This is a genomic window from Burkholderia sp. KBS0801 (assembly GCF_005937855.2).
Classification (GTDB): Bacteria; Pseudomonadota; Gammaproteobacteria; order Burkholderiales; family Burkholderiaceae; genus Burkholderia; species Burkholderia ambifaria.
This window is the reverse complement of the sequence record NZ_CP042179.1, coordinates 423354-442350: the sequence shown is the minus strand read 5'-3', so window position 1 is coordinate 442350 and position 18997 is coordinate 423354. Positions and strand designations below refer to the sequence as shown.

General features: G+C 65.6%; 18 protein-coding genes. 2 read left to right on the top strand and 16 right to left on the bottom strand.

Annotated features, from left to right (window positions below; genetic code table 11):
- Positions 1-47 precede the first annotated feature (47 nt).
- On the bottom strand, positions 48-698 hold the full coding sequence (locus tag FFI87_RS31430; RefSeq protein ID WP_138850406.1) for a BON domain-containing protein: 651 nt from the start codon (positions 696-698) through the stop codon (positions 48-50).
- 230 nt (positions 699-928) lie between these two features.
- Between FFI87_RS31430 and FFI87_RS31425 the strand changes: the two genes are divergently transcribed.
- The gene (locus FFI87_RS31425) at positions 929-1594 is read left to right on the top strand and encodes a nitroreductase family protein (protein ID WP_138850405.1); all 666 of its coding nucleotides are present in this window, start codon (positions 929-931) and stop codon (positions 1592-1594) included.
- A gap of 104 nt (positions 1595-1698) precedes the next feature.
- Here the strand turns inward: FFI87_RS31425 and FFI87_RS31420 are convergent, their stop codons facing one another.
- The 4 genes from FFI87_RS31420 to FFI87_RS31405 form a co-directional block, all read right to left on the bottom strand.
- Positions 1699-2133 (bottom strand): Hsp20/alpha crystallin family protein, encoded by a 435-nt coding sequence (locus FFI87_RS31420; RefSeq protein ID WP_138850404.1) that lies wholly within the window; start codon positions 2131-2133, stop codon positions 1699-1701.
- A 178-nt stretch (positions 2134-2311) separates the two neighbouring features.
- Complete coding sequence (locus tag FFI87_RS31415; protein ID WP_041490313.1) at positions 2312-2587, bottom strand: DUF1488 domain-containing protein; 276 nt, start codon at positions 2585-2587, stop codon at positions 2312-2314.
- 34 nt (positions 2588-2621) lie between these two features.
- Positions 2622-3095, bottom strand: a complete 474-nt coding sequence (locus tag FFI87_RS31410) for a universal stress protein (protein ID WP_012372508.1) — start codon at positions 3093-3095, stop codon at positions 2622-2624.
- A 247-nt stretch (positions 3096-3342) separates the two neighbouring features.
- Positions 3343-3783, bottom strand: a complete 441-nt coding sequence (locus FFI87_RS31405) for a hypothetical protein (protein ID WP_012372507.1) — start codon at positions 3781-3783, stop codon at positions 3343-3345.
- Between the two features lie 380 nt (positions 3784-4163).
- On the opposite strand from FFI87_RS31405, the gene FFI87_RS31400 reads away from it, so the two are divergent.
- Positions 4164-5768, top strand: coding sequence for an AAA family ATPase (locus FFI87_RS31400; RefSeq protein ID WP_138850403.1), 1605 nt, complete (start codon positions 4164-4166; stop codon positions 5766-5768).
- A gap of 116 nt (positions 5769-5884) precedes the next feature.
- On the opposite strand, the gene FFI87_RS31395 is transcribed toward FFI87_RS31400, so the two are convergent.
- From FFI87_RS31395 to FFI87_RS31340, 11 genes are all read right to left on the bottom strand, one after another.
- Complete coding sequence (locus tag FFI87_RS31395) at positions 5885-7144, bottom strand: nitrate/sulfonate/bicarbonate ABC transporter ATP-binding protein (RefSeq protein ID WP_186381780.1); 1260 nt, start codon at positions 7142-7144, stop codon at positions 5885-5887.
- Between the two features lie 129 nt (positions 7145-7273).
- Positions 7274-9007 (bottom strand): ABC transporter permease, encoded by a 1734-nt coding sequence (locus FFI87_RS31390; RefSeq protein WP_138850401.1) that lies wholly within the window; start codon positions 9005-9007, stop codon positions 7274-7276.
- Between the two features lie 466 nt (positions 9008-9473).
- Positions 9474-10850, bottom strand: a complete 1377-nt coding sequence (locus FFI87_RS31380) for a nicotinate phosphoribosyltransferase (RefSeq protein ID WP_138850863.1) — start codon at positions 10848-10850, stop codon at positions 9474-9476.
- A gap of 78 nt (positions 10851-10928) precedes the next feature.
- Entirely contained in the window at positions 10929-11369 is a 441-nt protein-coding gene (locus FFI87_RS31375) for a hypothetical protein (RefSeq protein WP_012372501.1), read from the bottom strand.
- 117 nt (positions 11370-11486) lie between these two features.
- Positions 11487-11936, bottom strand: a complete 450-nt coding sequence (locus FFI87_RS31370) for a CBS domain-containing protein (RefSeq protein ID WP_012372500.1) — start codon at positions 11934-11936, stop codon at positions 11487-11489.
- 2 nt (positions 11937-11938) lie between these two features.
- Positions 11939-12571 (bottom strand): hypothetical protein, encoded by a 633-nt coding sequence (locus FFI87_RS35105; RefSeq protein WP_261378671.1) that lies wholly within the window; start codon positions 12569-12571, stop codon positions 11939-11941.
- A 327-nt stretch (positions 12572-12898) separates the two neighbouring features.
- Positions 12899-13330, bottom strand: a complete 432-nt coding sequence (locus FFI87_RS31360; protein ID WP_012372498.1) for a hypothetical protein — start codon at positions 13328-13330, stop codon at positions 12899-12901.
- A 1-nt stretch (position 13331) separates the two neighbouring features.
- On the bottom strand, positions 13332-13898 hold the full coding sequence (locus FFI87_RS31355) for a hypothetical protein (protein WP_138850400.1): 567 nt from the start codon (positions 13896-13898) through the stop codon (positions 13332-13334).
- A 214-nt stretch (positions 13899-14112) separates the two neighbouring features.
- A complete protein-coding gene (locus FFI87_RS31350) occupies positions 14113-16626 on the bottom strand; it encodes an EAL domain-containing protein (RefSeq protein ID WP_138850399.1) in 2514 nt (837 codons plus the stop codon).
- Positions 16627-17073: 447 nt separating this feature from the next.
- Positions 17074-17310: an HDOD domain-containing protein gene (locus tag FFI87_RS31345; protein ID WP_186381778.1), complete on the bottom strand. Its 237-nt coding sequence runs from the start codon at positions 17308-17310 to the stop codon at positions 17074-17076.
- Positions 17307-18935, bottom strand: coding sequence for a methyl-accepting chemotaxis protein (locus FFI87_RS31340; RefSeq protein WP_138850398.1), 1629 nt, complete (start codon positions 18933-18935; stop codon positions 17307-17309). The genes FFI87_RS31345 and FFI87_RS31340 overlap by 4 nt, the downstream gene beginning before the upstream one ends.
- Positions 18936-18997: the final 62 nt, after the last annotated feature.

Below are 18997 nucleotides of genomic sequence, written 5' to 3'. Positions count from 1 at the left end.
CTATGTATCTGGACGGACCGCACATGCGCCCCGGCCGCCCGTCTGATTTACTCCACCACCAGATCGTCGACGACCGCGCGCACGCCTCGCGCCGACCACGCGGCACCGCGCACGGCCTTCCGCTCGGAAAACGAGCCGACCTTGCCGGACAACCGCACGGTGCCGTCGTGCACGTCGATCGCGATGTGCTTCGCTTCGCGTTCCGCGTGACGCATGATCGCGCGCTTGATGTTGCTGCCGATGTCGTCGGCACCGATCGTTCCCTGTACCGCAATGTGGTCGGTCACGCCGGTCACGCTGCGCATCTGCGAGATCGAGCGCACGGCCAGATGGCTCTGATACGCCCAATCGACCTTGCCGGACAGCGTGATCCAGCCGCGTTCGACCTGCACCTTGACCGCATCGTCATGCAGACCGACCGTCCAGTGCAGCACCGAGCGCACCGCTTTCGCGATGTCCTCGTCGGTACGCACGTCGTCATCCGGCAGATGCACGGTCATGTCGACAACGAGCGCCTTGACGCCGGCCACGCGGTTCGCCGCACGCTCGATCGCCAGCTTCTCCGCATAGCTAGGCGGGTGCCCCGAAAGCGTCACGATGCTGTCGCTCACCTCGACACCGATGCGGGTCGAATCGATCGAAGGGTCGGATTCCAGTTCATCGTGAACGTCCTGCTTCAACTGCTTGTCGGTTTTCATCGTCTGCTCTCCTGTGAGCCGCGGCGCGCCTGTTCGCCGCACACAGCCAGAGTTGCACACGCGCGGCCCCCGATCGCTGATGCAGGTCAACGGATACTTCGTGCCGCACGGCGTGGCCGGTCGATGCATCGCTTGACGGAAGTCAACCCGATGCGGGCCGGCCGCCTTATCGTGAGATCGCCGATGCACGACGTTCCAGGTACGCGCAGTCACGCTTCAAGGAGACTAAAATGACCGAACAGCAGCTGTTGGCCTACTCGCCAGTGCCTACGGCACCCCCGGGGCCATCGCAAGGAGAATCGCCGGGCATCGTGGACCTGCCGCGCCCGATGCTCGATAACGGCGTGCCGCTGATGGCGGCGCTCGCGACCCGGATGAGTTCCCGCGAATTCGCCGCCACACCGTTGTCGCCCGCGACGCTCGGCACGATCCTGTGGGCGGCGGATGGCATCAACCGGCCGGCAAGCGGCGGCCGTACCGCGCCGTCCGCGCGCGCATTCAATGAAATCGACATCTACGTTGCGCTGCCGTACGGTGTCTATCGTTACGATGCGCCCGCGCACCGGCTCGTGCTGAAGCACGCGGTCGATGCGCGCAATCTGACCGGCTATCAGGACTTCGTCGGCCGCGCGCCGCTGGATCTCGTCTACGTCGTCCGGACTGCCGCGATACTCGACATGCCGCCGCGACAACGCGACGTGTTCTCGGCAATCGCGGCCGGCGCCATCGCGCAGAACGTCTCGCTTTACTGCGCGGCGGCCGGCCTCGGCACGGTCGTGCGCGGCTGGATCAATCACCGCATGCTCGCCGACGCATTGCGACTCAACGAGGACGAGTTGCCGATCCTCGCGCAGACGGTCGGCTATCGGATCGGCAGTACACCATCGCATGCGTAGGCGCACATGCGACCGCTTCAACGAAACGACGCGCGGATCGCTCCGCGCGCCGGCTCGTCACGTTGGGCGATGCGTGTCGGCATCGCCCGCCGCTTGTCACCCGATCAGCTGATCGTGAGCTTCTTCTGCCCGATCAGCGCCTTCTTCGGCAACGTCAGCGACAGCACGCCATCCTGATACGTCGCCGTCGCGTTCGCGTCGTCGATGTCGCTGGACAGCGAGAACGAGCGGCTGATCGCACCGCTGTAGCGCTCGCGCCGGATCACGCGCTCGCCATCCTTCTGCTCGTTGCTGCGCTCGATCTTCGCGTTGATCGATACGGTATTTCCCGTGATCTGGACGTCGATGTCGTCCTTGGAGACGCCGGGCAGTTCCGCGTTGACCGTATACGCCTTGTCGTTTTCGGTGACGTCGATCTTCATCGACGCAAGATCGGGTTCGTCGGCCAACGCCATGCCGCGCAGCGGCCTGAACAGCCCCTGGAACAGGTCGGAAACTGGCTCGAGCGAAAACGGATCGTAACGCGTCATGTTGCTCATGGTTCGGACTCCTTTGACAGTTGACGTGCGGCCGTCGCCTTCGTCCCGACGGCATCGGCTGCAAGGAAGATCGGATGGCGCGACGCCGCGAGCCGCGCAAGGGACGAATGATCTTTCAAAATCGAGCGTACCCCCCCGCCCAGGCACGCGCTTGATGAGCGTCAAGGGCGGACGCCGATTACGTGCAGAACCGGAAATAGCCGCTGTGAAGCAGGATCGGCCGCCCGCCGACTTCCTCGAGCAGACAGCGCGCCGCGCGTTCGATGGCGGGACGATGACGCGCAAAGGCGTCGACGAGATCCTGCTCGCGAGGCGACGCCGCGCGGAAGTGATCTTCCAGCGCTGCCGCGGTGATCGCACAGTGCACGCGGCGGCCTTCGACGAGCGCCGGAAAGCTCAGGGCCGGATCGATGCCGCAATACATCGGATGTTCGGAAGGAAACGAGATCTGCATGATGATCACCTGGGCGGGTGGCATGGCAGCGACGCTAGGCCGCCGCGACGGTGGTGTGTGCGCCATCGTCGCCGCGCACGAGCAAGACCGGGCAACTCGAGGTGCGGAGGAAGCGTTCGGCGACACTGCCAAGCACCAGCCGCCGGACACCGCGTCGACCGTGCGTGCCGATCACGGCCAGATCGGTCGAATGGTCGGCGACGTATTGCTGAAGTCGCTCAGCGACATCCTGCCCGAAATCGGTCTCGATGATTTCCGTCTCGCCGTTGACTGACGCGCGCGAGATCGTCCGGTCGGCATCCCGCAGGATTGCCGCGCCATGCCGCCGGATCTCGTCGAGCAAGGCCTCGGGCTCCACGCGGCCGCCGTAAGCGAACAGGGTCGATTTGTCGACGACGAAAACGGCGAACAGACGGGCGCCGCATAGCCTGGCCATCCTGAGACCTTCGTCGAGCGCCTGTTTCGCGGAAGGACTGCCGTCCGTCGCGACCATGATATTCGTGTACATGCGAACCTCGCGGAAAGAACGAACGCGCTTGCGCGTCCGGATTCGTTTCCATCATCGGCACTCGACGCACGCCCGCGTTGACCGAGGTCAACGGTTTGGAACAGCATCGAAATCGGCCCGCGACCTCACGGGCGGCCATCGCCGCGTGCCGGCCGAAGCCGTCTGCCGGCCGCCAGCCGCGGTTGCGCCGGATCCGGGCAACCGCGACGTGAGAGGCCGTATTGGCGCGGGGCGGCCGCGTTGGCCGCTAACCAGGCGGGTTCTCGTCCGATTGAAAACCGTTCCCTATCTCGAGGATTTTCCTGGCGCACGCATCGTATTGCCACCCCGGGCCGCCATTGCTGTCGTACATGCCCTTGCACATCGCCTTGAGCCGGATCACCGCGCCGCCCTCGCCCGACGCCGTGCGCGACGCCCAGAGATAGACTTCTCCGGCCACATACGGTTGCGCCGTTTCGATCCGGTCGGCACTCGCTCGCGTGATTCGGGTTGACGAATGGGCTTCGACGTAGCGGCGCGTGCGACTCCACGCGCGATCGCATTCCGACGGCGTCGCGCACTGCAGCGATGCTGCCTGACGCATCGCAAGCAGTTGCGTTTCAGTGGTCCTGAATGTTCCGGCCCGCTCTGCCCCCGCACATGCGCCCAGCGCGAGCAGCACACCGACCGTCAATGCTCGTTGTTTCATCGTGAATGCCTCGTCGGCCCGTGAGTTCCGCCCGTAATCGAGCGACATGACCGCGCCCGGCGGCCGCCAATCCCGCCATGTCGCGGCGCGCATGCAGCATGACGCGCGCTCTCACGCCTTCACGGGTGCTGGAACCGACTGTATTGCCGCGCCCGCGAGCGCGGTTGACTTGCGTCAAGCGTCCTCTTTCGTTGCAGGCTTGACGCGTATCAAGTCGGCACGCGCGCTGCTCGGCTGCAATGGAGTCCGTCGAGCGGTGGTGCGTGGCCTGCCACACCGATCCGACAAAATCGAGCAGACGGGAACGTGCCGTTCTCGTTCGAATCCAACCTGCGCGGTGCGGCAACGACGCGCCCGCCCGCCATACCGATCCGTCCACCATGTCCCGAACGTCTCACGTACCATTTGCGCTGGGCCGCGGAAATGCACGAAAGGCGATGCAATTCGATCGCGCATTGAGTCGGCCCGTCACGTATCCGCACCCCGCGGGCCGCATCGAGCGGATCGAAACGCATCTGTCCGTCGTCTATCTGGCGGGGCGCTACGCGTACAAGCGCATCAAGCCGGTGCGTTTCGCGTTCGTCGATCTCGTGCGCGCTGCGCGGCGGCGCCGCTGCGCGCTCGCGGAGTGCACGCTCAATCGACCGTTCGCCGGCCCGCTGTACCTGGGCGTCTGGCCGCTCGTCGCACGCGGCCGGCGATGCGCGTTCGACGCGCCGGTGCGGATCGGCGGGCGCCGGCATCGGCAGCAGACGGCACCACCTGGCGAGTACGTGGTGCGCATGCGCCGGTTCGACGCACGACGGATGTTGTCGGTCCGCAGCGCGTCGCTCGATGAAGGGCTGGCGGATGCGGACGCCCTCGCCGCCATGTTGGCCCGCCATCATCTGCATGCGCCGCGCCGTGCCCCGAGGGGCTATCCCGGCAGTGCGGAGTGCGTCGCGGCCCAGTGCCGGCCGTTGCTCGACGCGCTCGACGTCGCCGTGACGGACGAAGCCGCATTGCGGGCCTGGTACGAAGCCGAGTTGACCCGCATCGCACCGCGGCTTGCCGATCGGCACGCGCATGGATTCGTGCGCGCGTGCCACGGCGATCTGCATCTCGACAATATCGTCCGCTGGCGCAACCGGATCCTGATGTTCGACTGCATCGAATTCGACGACACGCTGCGCTGGATCGACGTGGCGAGCGATCTCGCGTTCGCGTTGATGGATTTCTCCGCCCACGGGCGCGAGGATTGCGCCCACCGCCTCCTTTCCGGATGGCTGGCACGCACGGGCGACCATGCTGCACTGGGCGTGCTGCCGTGCTACTTCGTCTATCGGGCACTGGTGCGCGCGCTGACCGCGAGTCTGCGCGGTGACGAAGCGGCGCGTGCCCGCTATCTGCGCATTGGTTCGACCATGGCCGATGCGCGGCGCGATGCGCAACCGGTACTGCTCCTATGTCACGGGGTTTCCGGCTCGGGCAAATCGCTGGCAAGCCGTGAGCTGGCGGGGCGGCTCGGGGCGATCCGGCTGTCCAGCGATGTCGAACGCAAGCGGAGTGCCGGTGTCCCGGGGAACACCCGCCTGCCGCGCGACACCTATTCGGACACGGCGATCGACAGGATCTACGAAAGGCTGCTTTCGGACGCCGGCGTGGTGCTCGACAGCGGCTATACGGCGATCGTCGACGCGACGTTCCTGCGCGAACGCAACCGCGCGGCGTTCATCTCGCTCGCCGCACGGCTCGGCGTGCGCGTCGCGATTCTCGATTTCGTCGCGGGCCAGGCGACGCTCGCCGCACGTGTCGCGGCGCGGGCGGCATGCGGACGCGATGCCTCCGATGCCGACGCCGCCGTGCTGGCACGACAGATCGAGCATGCCGACCCGCTGACCGAACTCGAAGCGGCGATCGCGATTCGTTTCGACACCGATTGCGATGTCGCGGCGTATGGGAGCCACGCATTCTGGGCGCCATTGCTCGCCGCGCTGCGTACGTAAACTCGCAGTGCGAGCCTCGTCGGCACGCGGCCCGGCCGCCTGCGCACCGCGGAAAAATCAGTACCCGGCCGGTCGAATCGCGTGCACGGCCGAATGCAGTGCGTTGGAACTGACGATCAGCGGCCGAAGGTGCGGGTATGGTCGTCGTAGTCGAACAGTCCCGCGTAGCGGCCCCAGTCGGTCACGACACGCAGCGCCTGCTCCGCGCTGCGCGGATCGAGGTGATCCTCGAGTTCGAGCTCGAAACGTGCGCGCGGCGCGCGATGCCCTGCGCGTTCGCCCAGCACTTCATCGATATGCGCGGCGAGCGGCACGAACCGGACGACATGCTCGCGAAACAGGCGTCGCCGCGCATCATCGGCGCTCTGCGCGAACACGTGGCCCGCGGCGCTCAGGCGGATGGACCGACCGTGCCATTCAGCAAAGGCAAGCAGGTGAAGTGCGGCCGCGGTCGCATACAACGCATCGACCCGCAGCGCGAGCGCCGACGCAATCGTGCCGAGCTCCACATGGCCGTCATACGGCGCGGCTGCGAGCGTGTCGACGAACCCGGCGAGATGGTGGCTCGACACGTCGGGCAGCTTCATGGCCAGCGCACTGCCCGTCGCTTCCTGGCCTGCCGTCGCGTCGGCGATGCGTGTGGTCAGCGTCGCATAGATCTTGCCGACGATCGCCTGAACGGCCGGATCATGCCGGCTGCGCGGATGCGGCAGCGGCACGTTCAGCATCGCCTCGATGCGCGCCGGAGCGGCGCCGAGCACCAGGATGCGATCGCACATCAGCACGGCTTCCTCGATGTTGTGCGTCACCATCAGCACCGCACGCGTCGACAGCTGGCGCGCATCCCACAGGTCGAGAAAGTCTGTGCGCAGCGTTTCCGCAGTCAGTACGTCGAGCGCGGAGAACGGTTCATCCATCAACAGCAGCACGGGTTCGCTGACGAGCGCGCGGGCGAAACCCACCCGCTGGCGCATGCCGCCCGACAGTTCGCGAGGAAATGCCGATTCGAACCCGTCGAGCCCGATCAGCTCGATCGCGGCAGCCGCGCGGGCACGCACGTCGCGCGCGGCGAGGCCCAGCGCGTCGAGGCCGAGCTCGACGTTTTCGATAACGGTCAGCCACGGGTACAGCGCGAAGGTCTGGAACACCACGGCTATGCCGTCGGTCGGACCGGAGAGCGGTGCACCGCGATAGGTCACCGCGCCGGATGAGGGTTTGACAAGGCCGCCGGCGATCCTCAGCAGCGTGGATTTGCCCGAGCCGGAGCGGCCCAGCAACCCCAGTATCTCGCCTTCGTGAAGCGCGAGATCGATATTGGCCAGCACGTGCAGCGGTTCGCCGGACGGCTTCGTGAACGACTTGCATACGGCCTGCATCTCGAGCACGATCGCCGCCGTGTCCGAAGGCGGAACGGTCGCGTTCGCGACATTCCGTTCCGTGGATTCGTCGAGATTCGACACGCGTGTCTCCCGTGAGTAATGGATGCCAAAGGATAGAGCGAGGGCTCAATCGAGCCGCGTGCGGCGCTCCGCGAACGCGTACAGCGGGCGCCACACGAACCGATTGGTCGCAATCACGAACAGCGACATGACGGCGACGCCGAGCGCGATGCGCGGATAATCGCCGGCGTCGGTCATCCGCGCGATATAGGCGCCGAGTCCGCCGGCGTTCAGGCGTGTGTTGCCCCAGCTCACCGCTTCGGCGACGATGCTCGCGTTCCATGCGCCGCCCGACGCGGTAATCGCGCCAGTGACGAAATATGGCAGCACACCCGGCAGCATGACGCGACGCCACCACGTAACAGGCCGCACCCGGAAGCACGCCGCCGCTTCGCGCAGGTCGGCGGGGAACGCGCTCGCACCGGCGATCACATTGAACAGGACATACCATTGCGCGCCCAATATCATCAGCAGGCACAGCCAGATGTCGGGCGCGAGCCGCAAGCGCACGATCGCGAAGACGGCGACAGGAAACAGCAGGTTGGCCGGAAACGCGGCGAGGAACTGCGTGACCGGCTGGATGCGGGCAGCCACGTCCGGCCGGAGGCCGATCGAGATACCGATCGGCACCCAGAGCGCCGACGCAAGCATGACCAGCACGGTCACGCGTGCGAATGTGAGCGCCCCTGCGCCGGCCACGACGCGCAGGTCCGTCCACGTCAGCGTTGCGCGTCCAAGCCGGAACAGTTCGTACGCCGCGTACGCGCATCCGGCGCCGCACATCGCGAACCAGAGCACGTCGCCCGTGTGCCGCGGCAGCGCGATTCGGCCGCGCCACGCCGGCGTGAACCCGCGCAGCCGCGCACGCGCCGCGCGGTGCAGCAGCGCGCGGACCGGGCCGCTCGCGCGGGCGACCCATCGCGATCGTTGGAACAGGTCGAGCATCCAGCTGCGCGACGCGATCGCGGGCGCCGCATCGCCGTACCGGAACCGCTCCGACCACGAGACCAGCGGCCTGAACAGCAACTGGTCGTACAGGACGATCGCGACGATCATCGCGACGATCGCCCAGCCCACCGCAGCCAGGTCGCGGTTCGCGATCGCCTGCGCGACGTAGGCGCCCACGCCGGGCAGGTCGACGTGCAGGTTGCCGACCGCGATCGCCTCGGATGCGACCACGAAGAACCAGCCGCCCGACATCGACATCATCGCGTTCCAGACCAGGCCGGGCATCGCGAACGGCACGTCGAGGCGCCAGAAGCGCTGCCACGCGGACAGCCGGAAGCTGCGACTGGTCTCGTCGAGATCGAGCGGCACCGTGCGCAGCGCCTGATAAAAGCTGAACGTCATGTTCCACGCCTGGCTCGTGAAGATCGCGAAGATCGCAGCACACTCGGCGCCGAGGATCCGCCCCGGGAACAGCGAGAGAAAGAACAGCACGGTAAACGACAGGTAGCCGAGGATCGGCACCGACTGCAGCGCGTCGAGCAGCGGGATCAGCACGCGCTCGGCGCGACGGCTGCGCGCCGCCGCGGTCGCGAAGACGAACGTGAAGGCAATCGACGCGAGCAGTGCCGCGAACATGCGCGCGACGGTGCGCAGCGTATAGCCGGGCAGCGCCGCCGGGGACAGCGAGATGGCCGGAGGATGCGCCACCGTCAGCGGGCCGGCCATCTGATGCGCCCAGATACCGGCCAGCAGCAGGAAGCCGACGACGATCAGCGTCGCGACGAGATCCCGCCAGCCCGGCGCGGGCAGCGTCCAGCGCCCGCCCCGCAATACCTCCGCATGGTGCTCCACGACGCCTCCCCCGGCGATGATGGCGGTTCATCTTCCCGGGCTGGCCGGCCGGTGGGCTTGACCTGCGTCAACCGTCCTGCAACGGGCGGGACCACGATTGCGGCGCCTACCGCCGGGCAATGGCCCCGGCTCAGGCGCCTCGCGATGGCACTCGTTCCGGCCACGCGGTATCGCGCCGACGAGCACGCCTGCGCCGGCTCACGCGGCCGGGTACGCGTTCGAGAGTGCGTCGACGAACGCGTCGAGACGATCCGGCGCGAGCCGGTTGATGCCGGCCGCCCCCGTCGCGGCCGCCGCCTTCCGGAAATGCGTGGCACAGACGATCGGCGCCGTACGGCGCGACGACCGGCGCGCGAACGCTAACGGTGTAACCGCCCGCTGCCGATAACATCAGCACCGCATGGGACACGCACCGCGTCCCTGCACGCGAGCCCGATCGCGCGGCCGTCCGGGATACGGCCATCGTTCATGCCGCTTGCTCCCCGGAATGCGCGCCCGGCATTGCATTCGACTGCGCGACGAGTGCCGCCAGCGCCGGAGAAATCAGCGGCTGCAGCGCCACGACGGGCATCAGCGCGTGCATCGGATCGGGTAGCGTGGACAGTTCGCGCATTGCGTGAATGCGGCTCTCGCCAAGCGTGGGGGCCGCGAGCCGCGTCCCTGTGGTCATGGCGGGCCGCAACAGCGGCGCTCCGTCGATGCGCTCGCCGTCGAGACCGATGCAGTCGGCGCTGATTCGCCCATCCGGGTCGTATTGCCGGAATACCTGCTTGCGGCCCGGCAGCGTCGCCTTGCCCTCCGAGCGTTTGCAGCGCGCCCGGCCCGCATACTCGACGAGCTTGTACGTGCAGTCGAGGCACGGTGCGTCCGCCGACGTGCTGATCTGCGTACCGATTCCGAAGCCGTCGATGGGTGCGTGCTGGCGGACGAGCTCCTGCAGCCGGATTTCATCGAGATTGCCGCTCGCGAAGATCATCGCATCCGTCAGGCCGCCGCGATCGAGAATCGCGCGGACATTGCGCGCGTGCGCCGCCAGATCGCCGCTGTCGATCCGGACGCCCTTGATGCGCACGTTTTCGGGCCCGAGCCGCCGCGCAAGCTCGACGACCTTGTCCGCCGCGTGCTCTGTATCGTACGTGTCGATCAGCAGCAATGCGTCATCCGGCTGCGAGCGCGCGAAGTGCTCGAATGCGAGCGCTTCGTCGTCGTGTGCCTGGACGTATGAATGCGCCATCGAGCCGTACACGGGAATGCCGTAGCGCAACCCGGCGAGCAGGGTCGCCGTACCGGAGAATCCTGCCAGGTAGCTGGCACGCGCGGACAGCATCGCCGCCTCCGCGCCATGAGCGCGCCGCAGGCCAAAATCGACCAGCAACCTGCCGTGCGCGACGAGCGTGGCGCGCGCGGCCTTGCTTGCGACCAGCGTTGCGTAGTGGAGCAGGTTCATCACGCGGCTCTCGACGAACTGTGCCTCGCGGAACGGGGCCGTGATCCGCAGAATCGGTTCGTCGGCGAAGAACACCGTGCCTTCCGGCATCGCGTCGACGGTGCCGGTAAAGCGGAAGCCGGCGAGCGATGCAATGAAATCCGCGCGAAAGCGCCCGGTTGCGGCCAGTCGCTCCAGCGCGGCGGCACTGAAGCGCAGGCCCTCCAGATAGTCGAGCACCAGTTCCAGTCCCGCCGCCATCAGGAATGCGCGATGCTCCGGCAGCGCCCGTACGAAGAACTCGAAGCTGGCCGCTTCGTTCATTCCAGCATCGAACGCGGCCTGCAGCATCGTCAGCTCATACAAATCCGTCAGCAGTACGTCGTCGACGTCCGCATCCAGCCAAGATCCGTTCATCATGTGCCCTCCCGCGCCGCCTGCGCGCAATCGTGCGGCCGGTGCCCGGTCGCTCCGGTGCGGACAAGCGTCGCTTCCTCATTGCGGCGCCGGCCCCGGGCTCGACGGAACCGCGGTCCAGACGCCATTGCACGACGCGACATATGGATAGTATCCGCGCGGGTCGTTGCAGTAGTACCACGCACGTGCCGGTGGAAGCCGGCTGGGAGTCGGCGGCGGCCGCTGCATGATCACCGCAGGTGGGATGTACGTCGGAAACGGATACATGGGTTCCGGATAGAAATACCAGTAGCCGTCGACGATCCACCACCACGCGTAACGCCCGCCGTGCCAGTCCTGCACCCAGTGGCCGCCCCTCCAGTGCGCGCGCTCCCGTGGCGCGAAGTGATGAAAGTCGCGGCCGTGAAAATCCTGGCGGGGGACATGGCGCGCATGCTGCGCATGTGCCGGCTGCGTCGGCACGCAGCACGCCGCCGCGCAGAGTACGAGCACGCGGCATGCGGCTGTGATCCTGTTCATGGTCACCATCCCTCACCGAGATGCGATCCATCGTATTGGCGGCACCGCGCGGCATTGACCGCGATCAACGCATGCCCGCCGCTACGTCGTGCGCGGCGCACGCCGGGACACACCGGATCAGCCACGCTGCTTCTCCTCGAAATACGTCTGGCGGGCCGCCACGAGGCGCAACTCGTCGAGCAGCGCCGCGGCCGCGCGAAGCAGATCGTCGAGCGAGACAACACCGACCAGATCACCGTCGCCATCGACGACCGGCAGCCGGCGGACACCGTGCTGGCGCATCCGCTTCGCGAGCAGCCAGATGTCGTCGTCGACGTTCGCAATCGCAACGGGCGTCGACATGATGTCGCCGACGAACAGCGAGCCGGCCTCGGCATCAGCGCCCACCACGGTGAGCACGATGTCTCGATCGGTCACCATGCCGACCGGCGCACGTCGTCCGTCCTGTTCACGTACGACGACCAGATCGCCGGCGTGGGTGCCGCGCATCATTTCGGCCGCCTCGACGACGGTTGCCCGCGTGGAACACATGGCGACATCGCGGGTGCAGAGCATCGCGGCATTCATGTTCATTCTCCCGGCCGGGGCGCAGCGAAACGTCGATCGACGCCCGTCGCCGCCTGGACCATCACGCAACGGAAACGTCCGCGCCGATGCCCACCGCATCGATCCGCGGCTCCCTCCCTCTCGAGCGCCTGCTCGACACCCTTCTTCGGCTCGCGGCCGCATTTCATGGCCATGCTCCTGTCCGCATCCGATAACAACAACGGTAGGTGCGACTTCGCCGTACGGAATTGACGTAGGTCAGCGCAACGCGCCAATCGCTGTCGCGCCCATGAACATGCGACGCACGGCCGTGAATTCAACGTTGCGACCGTGCCCGGCGCGATCTCGTCTGCCGAGACGCAACACCATCTGACGCCCGTCGGACGACAGGTCGACGGGGCTTCCGCAAGCGGCGCGGCATCCAGGCGAACGAGCCCCCGATCGACGAGGCAGCGAAGGTCGGCCGGATCGGCCTGCTGGTGCCGCGGTTCGCTGGCGAGCACCATCAGCGCCGCGATTTCGTGGGGGCTCAGCAATCGGCCGCCATCGGCCTCGACCGGCTTCGGGTGTGGCGTGGCACCGGCCACCGTCAGGGCCGCAGCATCGGAACGGGAACTGATCTGGCGATTCGACGTGTTCGTGAACAATGCGGGCATGAGGTTTCCGTATCATGAACGTCAGTGTGCGCGTGGCTGTTCGCCGGCGATCCAGAGGGCCAGGCACGCCGCGCGCGCACGTTACGTGGCCCGCGCCGCATTCACGTCGCGTTCGCGATCGGCAAGCCGGCGATCGGGGCGACGATGATTCAGGTCAACCTGTCGCCGCACGATCGGGCGACAGTAGACTTGTCCGGATCCCCGGCGGTTCTTCGCACCTGCGCCACTGCAACTCATGACTCTGTCGTTCGATGCGGAAAGGTCGTCAATGATGGAAGGCGCCACGCTGGGTGGCGCCTTTTTCACGTGAACCGGACAACGCCGCAGCTACTTCCCTTGCAACAGGTCCATGAACGGCGGGAAAGTGAGCATCACGCTCAGCGCCAGCAGGACGAAGGACACGTGGGTGATGCGTCCGAGTGCCACCGATTTCGTGCCCCACTGGCGCGACAGCACAAACCATGAGCACAGCCAGACGACGATCGCGCTTGTCGTCACGCCCGAAAGCGGCCCCGTGGGGCTGTAGAACGTGAAAAAGTGCGCAACAGCTTTGGATGCATCGCCAGCCAGCGCAAATAGCCCGACAGCAAAGCAACCAATGCCGGCGGCAAGAATCGCCGCGGCGGCCGGGCCATTGTCCATCGATTCGCCGACTGCGCTTTGTGTTGATCGTGCTGCACGCTCCGGTGACAAGTCATTTTGACGCTGTCCGCGCTCGGCACTGCTGTGCGCGGAGGTCGGGGTTTCGGTCGGTCCCATATCACTCTCCCCTCATGAGATGAATGGAGGTGCCGCCGCGCACAGGTGCGTACTTGCTCAGGAACGCACCGAACGCACCGGCGACGCCGGTCGCGACAAACGCGACAACGGCAAACGCGAGAACCGCATGGCGGATCTGCGGCAACTTGACGAGCGACGGGCCATACTTGGCGAATACGTACGCAACCATCGTCATGGAGATCGGCGCGAGCCACGCAACGTGCTCTTTCCATTCCATGCCGAGGCTATGCCAACCTGAAGTGTTGGGGCTGGCAAGAAGCAGCCGTTGCGGGTAGTTCGCCAGATCGATCAGCCCCGCCGGCGGAATCGCCCGGTACCACGGATAAACGATGTAGGCACCCGAGAGCACGGCCGCCCAAGCCAGGATCACCATCGCCGAGAGGTACAGCATGAGCAGTCTGTGCTCGCGAGTCGGTGGGACTACCGGCGCACCGGGAGCCGACATCCGGTAGAGTTCGGCGAGCGCACCGGAAAACGCCAGCATGAACAACGCGCCGAATCCCATGCCATGCAGGACCGTAAGCAGGTCGCGCAACGAGATTTCCATGGTTGGTCTCCTTGTCTGAACTGAGCACTGCACGCTCGTCAGATCTATCGTGCGATCTTGAGACTCACAACATTTGATATATGTCAATCGGATAAAGCGATTGCTCAACCATTTCCGGAAAATTTCCGAGCAGGCCCTGGGCCCCGTGTGCCCGTCGATCGAACTGTTTGCGGGATAGTCGCGCCGCAGCCGGAACGGCCGGGGCGCGACCGGCTCACTCTGCAAGCAACTCAGCGCCGCGGCGCGACGAGATGCCGACCAGTCGGTCGGCGGGCTGCGGCCGTGCGAACAGGAAGCCCTGCCCCTGGTGGCAACCGATCTCCTGCAGGAAGGCCAGCTGCTTTGCCGTCTCGACGCCCTCCATCACGACATCGAGGCCCAGCGCGCGCCCCATTGCAACGATCGCGCGCACGATCGCGTCGTCCGTGCTACCCGAGCCGCAGTCCGTGAGGAACGACTGATCGATCTTCAGCGTATCGACGGGCAGGTCCTTCAGATACACCAGCGACGAGTAACCCGTACCGAAATCATCGATCGCGAGGCTGATTCCCCGCGTCGCCAGTTCGCGCAGCAGGATGCCGATTTCCTCGCGGGTGTTCATCGCCATGCTTTCGAGCAACTCGAGCTGCAGGTATTCGGCCGGCAATGCGGTTTCGCTGAGAATGGTCGTCAGGTCGCTGAGGAAATGGTCGGTAAAACACTGTCGCGCCGATACGTTCACCGACACACGCCCGAACTCGAAGCCCTCGTCGAGCCAGCGGCGGGCCTGGCGGCAGGCTTCGTGCAGCACCCACCTGCCGATCGGGACGATCAGCGCGGATCGCTCCGCCAGCCCGATGAAGTCGCCCGGCGGCACCAAACCCCTGCGCGGATGCAACCAGCGCAGCAGCGCCTCCACGCCGACGATCCGGCCGCTCGCCAGATCGTATTGCGGCTGGTAGAACAGGCGGAATTCATTCTGCTCAAGCGCGCGGTGCAACTCGCCGAGCGTCTCGAGCTGCTCGATCGCCGACGACGTCATCTTGCTCTCGAAGAACTGGAACACGTTCCTGCCGCGGTTCTTCGCGCCGTACATCGCCTGGTCCGCGAGCAGGATCAAGTCCTCCGCCTCGGTGCCGTCGTCCGGATAGATGCTGATGCCGATGCTCGGCGTCACGAAGATCTGGCGATCAACGATATCGATCGCCCGTCCCACTTCGTCAAGCAGCTTGCGCGCGACTCGCCCGACGTCGCGGACATCGTCGACCTCCTCGAGCACGAGCGCGAATTCGTCACCGCCCATGCGCGCCACCGTGTCGTTCGCGCGCACGTTCGCGACGATGCGCTCCGCGACCATCTTCAGCACCTCGTCGCCGGCGTTGTGCCCGAGCGTATCGTTGACCAGCTTGAAGCGGTCGAGATCGAGGTACATCACCGCGACCTTGCGACCGAGCCGCTTCGCGTGAACGATCGCATGCGTGAGCCGCTCCTCGAACAGCATCCGGTTCGCGAGATTGGTGAGCACGTCGTGCGTGGCGAGATAGCCCAGCCGCTCCTCCGCCTGGCGCCGCTGTGTGATGTCGGAAAAAATCGCCGCGTAGTGGGAGATCTCGCCTTCGCTGTCGCGAATGCTGGTGATCGTCAGGTATTCGAGAAACAGCTCGCCGGTCTTGCGGCGATTCCAGATTTCGCCTTGCCAGTGGCCATCGGTCGTGAGCGAATGCCACAGCTGCTTGTAGAAATCGGGCGTCTGGCGCCCCGAACTCAGCAGGCCCGGGTTGCGCCCGATCACTTCGTCCTCGGTGTACCCTGTCAGGCGCGTGAAGGCCTGGTTGACGCGCTCGATCTTCGCGTGCCGATCGGTCACCATGATGCCTTCGAGCGCCGATTCGAACACCCGGTCCGCCATGCGCAGGTTGAAGCGCGCGAGACCCAGCGCTTCGTCGCGCTCACGCAACGCGCTGCGCAGCTCGTTCGCGTATTCGTGCTCGATGCTCTGCAGCACGTCCGCGAAACAGAGCAGCCCGGTCAGCCTGCCTCCCTCGTCTTGGATGCCGACGTGCCGCATATTGTGCTCGGTCATGAAGCGCTGCGCTGCATACAGGCTCTGCTTCGCTGTCAGCATCTGCAGCGGCTTGCTCGCGTAGGCCCCGACCGCGCCGTCGGCACCGCCGTCTGCCAACAGACGGACGATGTCCCGTTCCGTCAGGATGCCGTGCTCGCCGTCGTCATAGCCGACGAGAATCGCATCGAGCCGTTGCGCACGCATCAGCGCGATGACTTCGTGCAACGTGGCCTGCTCCGGCACCACAACGGGCGGATGAACGCGGATCGATTCGATCGGCTTCAGGTGCAGGAAAAATTCCGCCCCCTGGTTCACGACGATGTCGGTCTGCGTCAGCACGCCGATCGCGGTGCCGTCCCGCACCACCACGAAGTGCCGTACCCCCGACTGTTTGAACTTCAACGCGGCTTCACCCAGAGGCGTATTGGCCTCGATCGTCAGCACCGGATGGCTCATCACCTCGCTGACCGGCCGGTCGAGGTCGCGCGGATTGTCGCCGGCCGACAGTGCATCATGTTCGGTCCAGATCCCGACGACCTGTTCATCCTTCATCACGACGATCGAGCTGCAACGTTCGGCGAACATGCGTCGCGCGACCTCCCGCACCGGCGTGGCCGGCGCGCAGGACAGAATCTGACGCGCAACGAGGCGCGCAATCGGAACATCATAGCTGTTCGGATACATTCTCTAACCAACACAAAAATCCTCGCCGGCGCACTTCGGTCCGGCAACCTTCGGGCTCACCTGCGGCGGCCGGCACGACAGGATGTCACTTGCGTCGAATGGTTGCGTACTCATCGAATTCGCAAACGGGGAATGACTCATCGTCGCGGCGTCGCGGCGACGAGCGCGGCACTCTGGCCGCAAGACCACGGTCGACGCCCTCTTGTCCAGCGAATCCACACGCCGGAGCACCGCCCTCTCAGGGCAGTCGCCCTGAGTTAACGGCAGATTCGGACGGGAGTTGAGTGCCATGACGACATCCGGGCTGCGCGGCGGCAAGTCAAGCGGCTGCGGGCAGGGCGAGGTCGACGGTGCGGCCATTACCCCCTTATTGCGACGCTCGCTGAACGCGGTGTCTGCAAACCGATCGTCATCGGGCCGCAGCCGGCCGGCGGCAAGTTCCATGAATCACGCACGCGTGCCACACAGCTGTGCCAGCGGATCGGAACGAAACGCGTCCGCACGTTCATCGGCAAACAGGAGCAACTGGGCCCAGCGCGTGATTTGCCGCGTGCCGACCAGCATGATCGCCTCTCGCAACGATGAAACTGCTGGGCTAAACCCGACCGCGCTCGAATTGAGCAGCATCAGAAGTTGAATGACGAGGTTCGGAATCCGCCCGGGCAACGGTGTGCTTGTATTCAAGCTTGAACGATTCCCTTTGAGTCGAGGTCTCGCGGATGCCAGGCGGGCGCGACAGGGCGGCTGACTTCGGCGTCGCGTGAGGCGTTCAGTCTGAACATTGAAACGGCCGCTTTCAGATCGTTCGCCTGCGACTCGAGCGAGCCGGCGGCGGCGGCGGCCTGTTCGACCAGCGCCGCGTTCTGCTGCGTGACTTCGTCCATCTGCGTGACGGCTTGGTTGACCTGGCCGATACCTTTGCTCTGTTCCTGTGATGCGGCTGTGATTTCCCCCATGATGTCCGTCACGCGCCTGATCTCGTACGTGATCTCGCGCATCTTCGCACCCGCTTCCCGTACATGGCCGGCCCCTGCCTGCACGCGCTCCACGGAATCGTGGATCAGCTCCTTGATTTCCTTGGACGCCGCTGAGGAGCGCTGTGCCAGCGAACGTACTTCAGAGGCGACCACGGCGAAACCCCGTCCCTGCTCGCCCGCCCGCGCCGCTTCGACAGCCGCATTCAGCGCGAGGATATTGGTCTGGAAGGCGATGCCCTCGATGAGACCGACAATGTTGGCGATCTTGTCCGAGCTGGCGTTGATGCCATCCATGGTTTCCACCACGCGCGATACGACCGTGCCGCCCTGCTCCGCCACCTCGGCCGCCTGCGCGGCGAGTTGGCTGGCCTGACTGGCATTGTCGGCATTCCGGGTGACCGTAGAGGTCAATTGCTCCATGCTGGCAGCCGTTTCCCCGAGCGAGGCGGCCTGTTCTTCGGTGCGCTGCGACAGGTCCTGGTTGCCCGCCGCAATTTGGTGGGTGGCGGTAGCGATCGAGTCAGCCGAAACCTTGATCGTGCCGATCGTCTGCGTGAGCTGATCCTGCATGCGCTTCATCGAAAAAATCAGGCTCGAGCGATCGTCCGGTGCGGTCTTCACCACGGCGGTCAGATCGTTGCTGGCGATCCGGTTTGCAATCTCGGCAGCGTAGGACGGTTCACCGCCCAGTGAGCGCGAGATGCCGCGGTTGAGCGGCAACACGACAACCGACAGGGCGCCGGCCAGTACCACCAGAATGCCGAGACTCTGGTACAGCGTCGAGTGGAATGCGGCATCGAGGTCGTCGGCATACACCCCCGTCATGAGAATCCAGTCCCACGGCTGATAGCGCACGTTGTAGACGATTTTCGGAGAGGCTTCGGTTCTCCCCGGTTTCGGAAAGGAATACGCGGTAAAACCCCGGCCGTCATGCTTGATGACTGCGACCGTGTCCCGGAAGAAGTAGACACCGTTCGGATCCTTGAAATCGCTGACGTCCTTGCCTTCCAGTTCCGGTTTTGCGGGGTTCATCAGCACCGTCGGTTGAGAATTCAGTACCACAAAATAACCGTCTTCGCCGTACCGCATATTCCGGACGCTGTCCAAGGCCCGCTTCTGGGCTTCCGCTACTGGCATGGCGCCGGCGGCAACCTGATCGCCAAAGGTCTTGACCACGCTCAGGGCGATCTCCGATGCGTGTTTCAGGTCCGCCTTGCGTTCCTCCAGCCGCATTTCCCGAGTCTGGCAAGCGTTGTAGATCGATACCCCGGCGAGACACAGCAGGCTCAGGATGAGTGGCAACCAGAGTTTCTGCGCAAATGACAGCTTCATGTGCTTACCGACCTTGCAGATTGACGAATGGGTAGGAGAAGGTGCGAAGCTGCACTCTGCAG

Excerpts from the sequence above, each read along its gene's own strand:
- FFI87_RS31395 (WP_186381780.1), bottom strand. The coding sequence starts at position 7,144 with ATGCAGGCCGTATGCAAGTCGTTCACGAAGCCGTCCGGCGAACCGCTG.
- FFI87_RS31375 (WP_012372501.1), bottom strand. The coding sequence starts at position 11,369 with ATGAACAGGATCACAGCCGCATGCCGCGTGCTCGTACTCTGCGCGGCG.
- FFI87_RS31430 (WP_138850406.1), bottom strand. The coding sequence starts at position 698 with ATGAAAACCGACAAGCAGTTGAAGCAGGACGTTCACGATGAACTGGAA.
- FFI87_RS31405 (WP_012372507.1), bottom strand. The coding sequence starts at position 3,783 with ATGAAACAACGAGCATTGACGGTCGGTGTGCTGCTCGCGCTGGGCGCA.
- FFI87_RS31350 (WP_138850399.1), bottom strand. The coding sequence starts at position 16,626 with ATGTATCCGAACAGCTATGATGTTCCGATTGCGCGCCTCGTTGCGCGT.
- FFI87_RS31425 (WP_138850405.1), top strand. The coding sequence starts at position 929 with ATGACCGAACAGCAGCTGTTGGCCTACTCGCCAGTGCCTACGGCACCC.
- FFI87_RS31420 (WP_138850404.1), bottom strand. The coding sequence starts at position 2,133 with ATGAGCAACATGACGCGTTACGATCCGTTTTCGCTCGAGCCAGTTTCC.
- FFI87_RS31355 (WP_138850400.1), bottom strand. The coding sequence starts at position 13,898 with ATGGAAATCTCGTTGCGCGACCTGCTTACGGTCCTGCATGGCATGGGA.
- FFI87_RS31400 (WP_138850403.1), top strand. The coding sequence starts at position 4,164 with ATGTCCCGAACGTCTCACGTACCATTTGCGCTGGGCCGCGGAAATGCA.
- FFI87_RS31415 (WP_041490313.1), bottom strand. The coding sequence starts at position 2,587 with ATGCAGATCTCGTTTCCTTCCGAACATCCGATGTATTGCGGCATCGAT.
- FFI87_RS31380 (WP_138850863.1), bottom strand. The coding sequence starts at position 10,850 with ATGAACGGATCTTGGCTGGATGCGGACGTCGACGACGTACTGCTGACG.
- FFI87_RS31370 (WP_012372500.1), bottom strand. The coding sequence starts at position 11,936 with ATGAATGCCGCGATGCTCTGCACCCGCGATGTCGCCATGTGTTCCACG.
- FFI87_RS35105 (WP_261378671.1), bottom strand. The coding sequence starts at position 12,571 with ATGCCCGCATTGTTCACGAACACGTCGAATCGCCAGATCAGTTCCCGT.
- FFI87_RS31360 (WP_012372498.1), bottom strand. The coding sequence starts at position 13,330 with ATGGGACCGACCGAAACCCCGACCTCCGCGCACAGCAGTGCCGAGCGC.
- FFI87_RS31410 (WP_012372508.1), bottom strand. The coding sequence starts at position 3,095 with ATGTACACGAATATCATGGTCGCGACGGACGGCAGTCCTTCCGCGAAA.
- FFI87_RS31340 (WP_138850398.1), bottom strand. The coding sequence starts at position 18,935 with ATGAAGCTGTCATTTGCGCAGAAACTCTGGTTGCCACTCATCCTGAGC.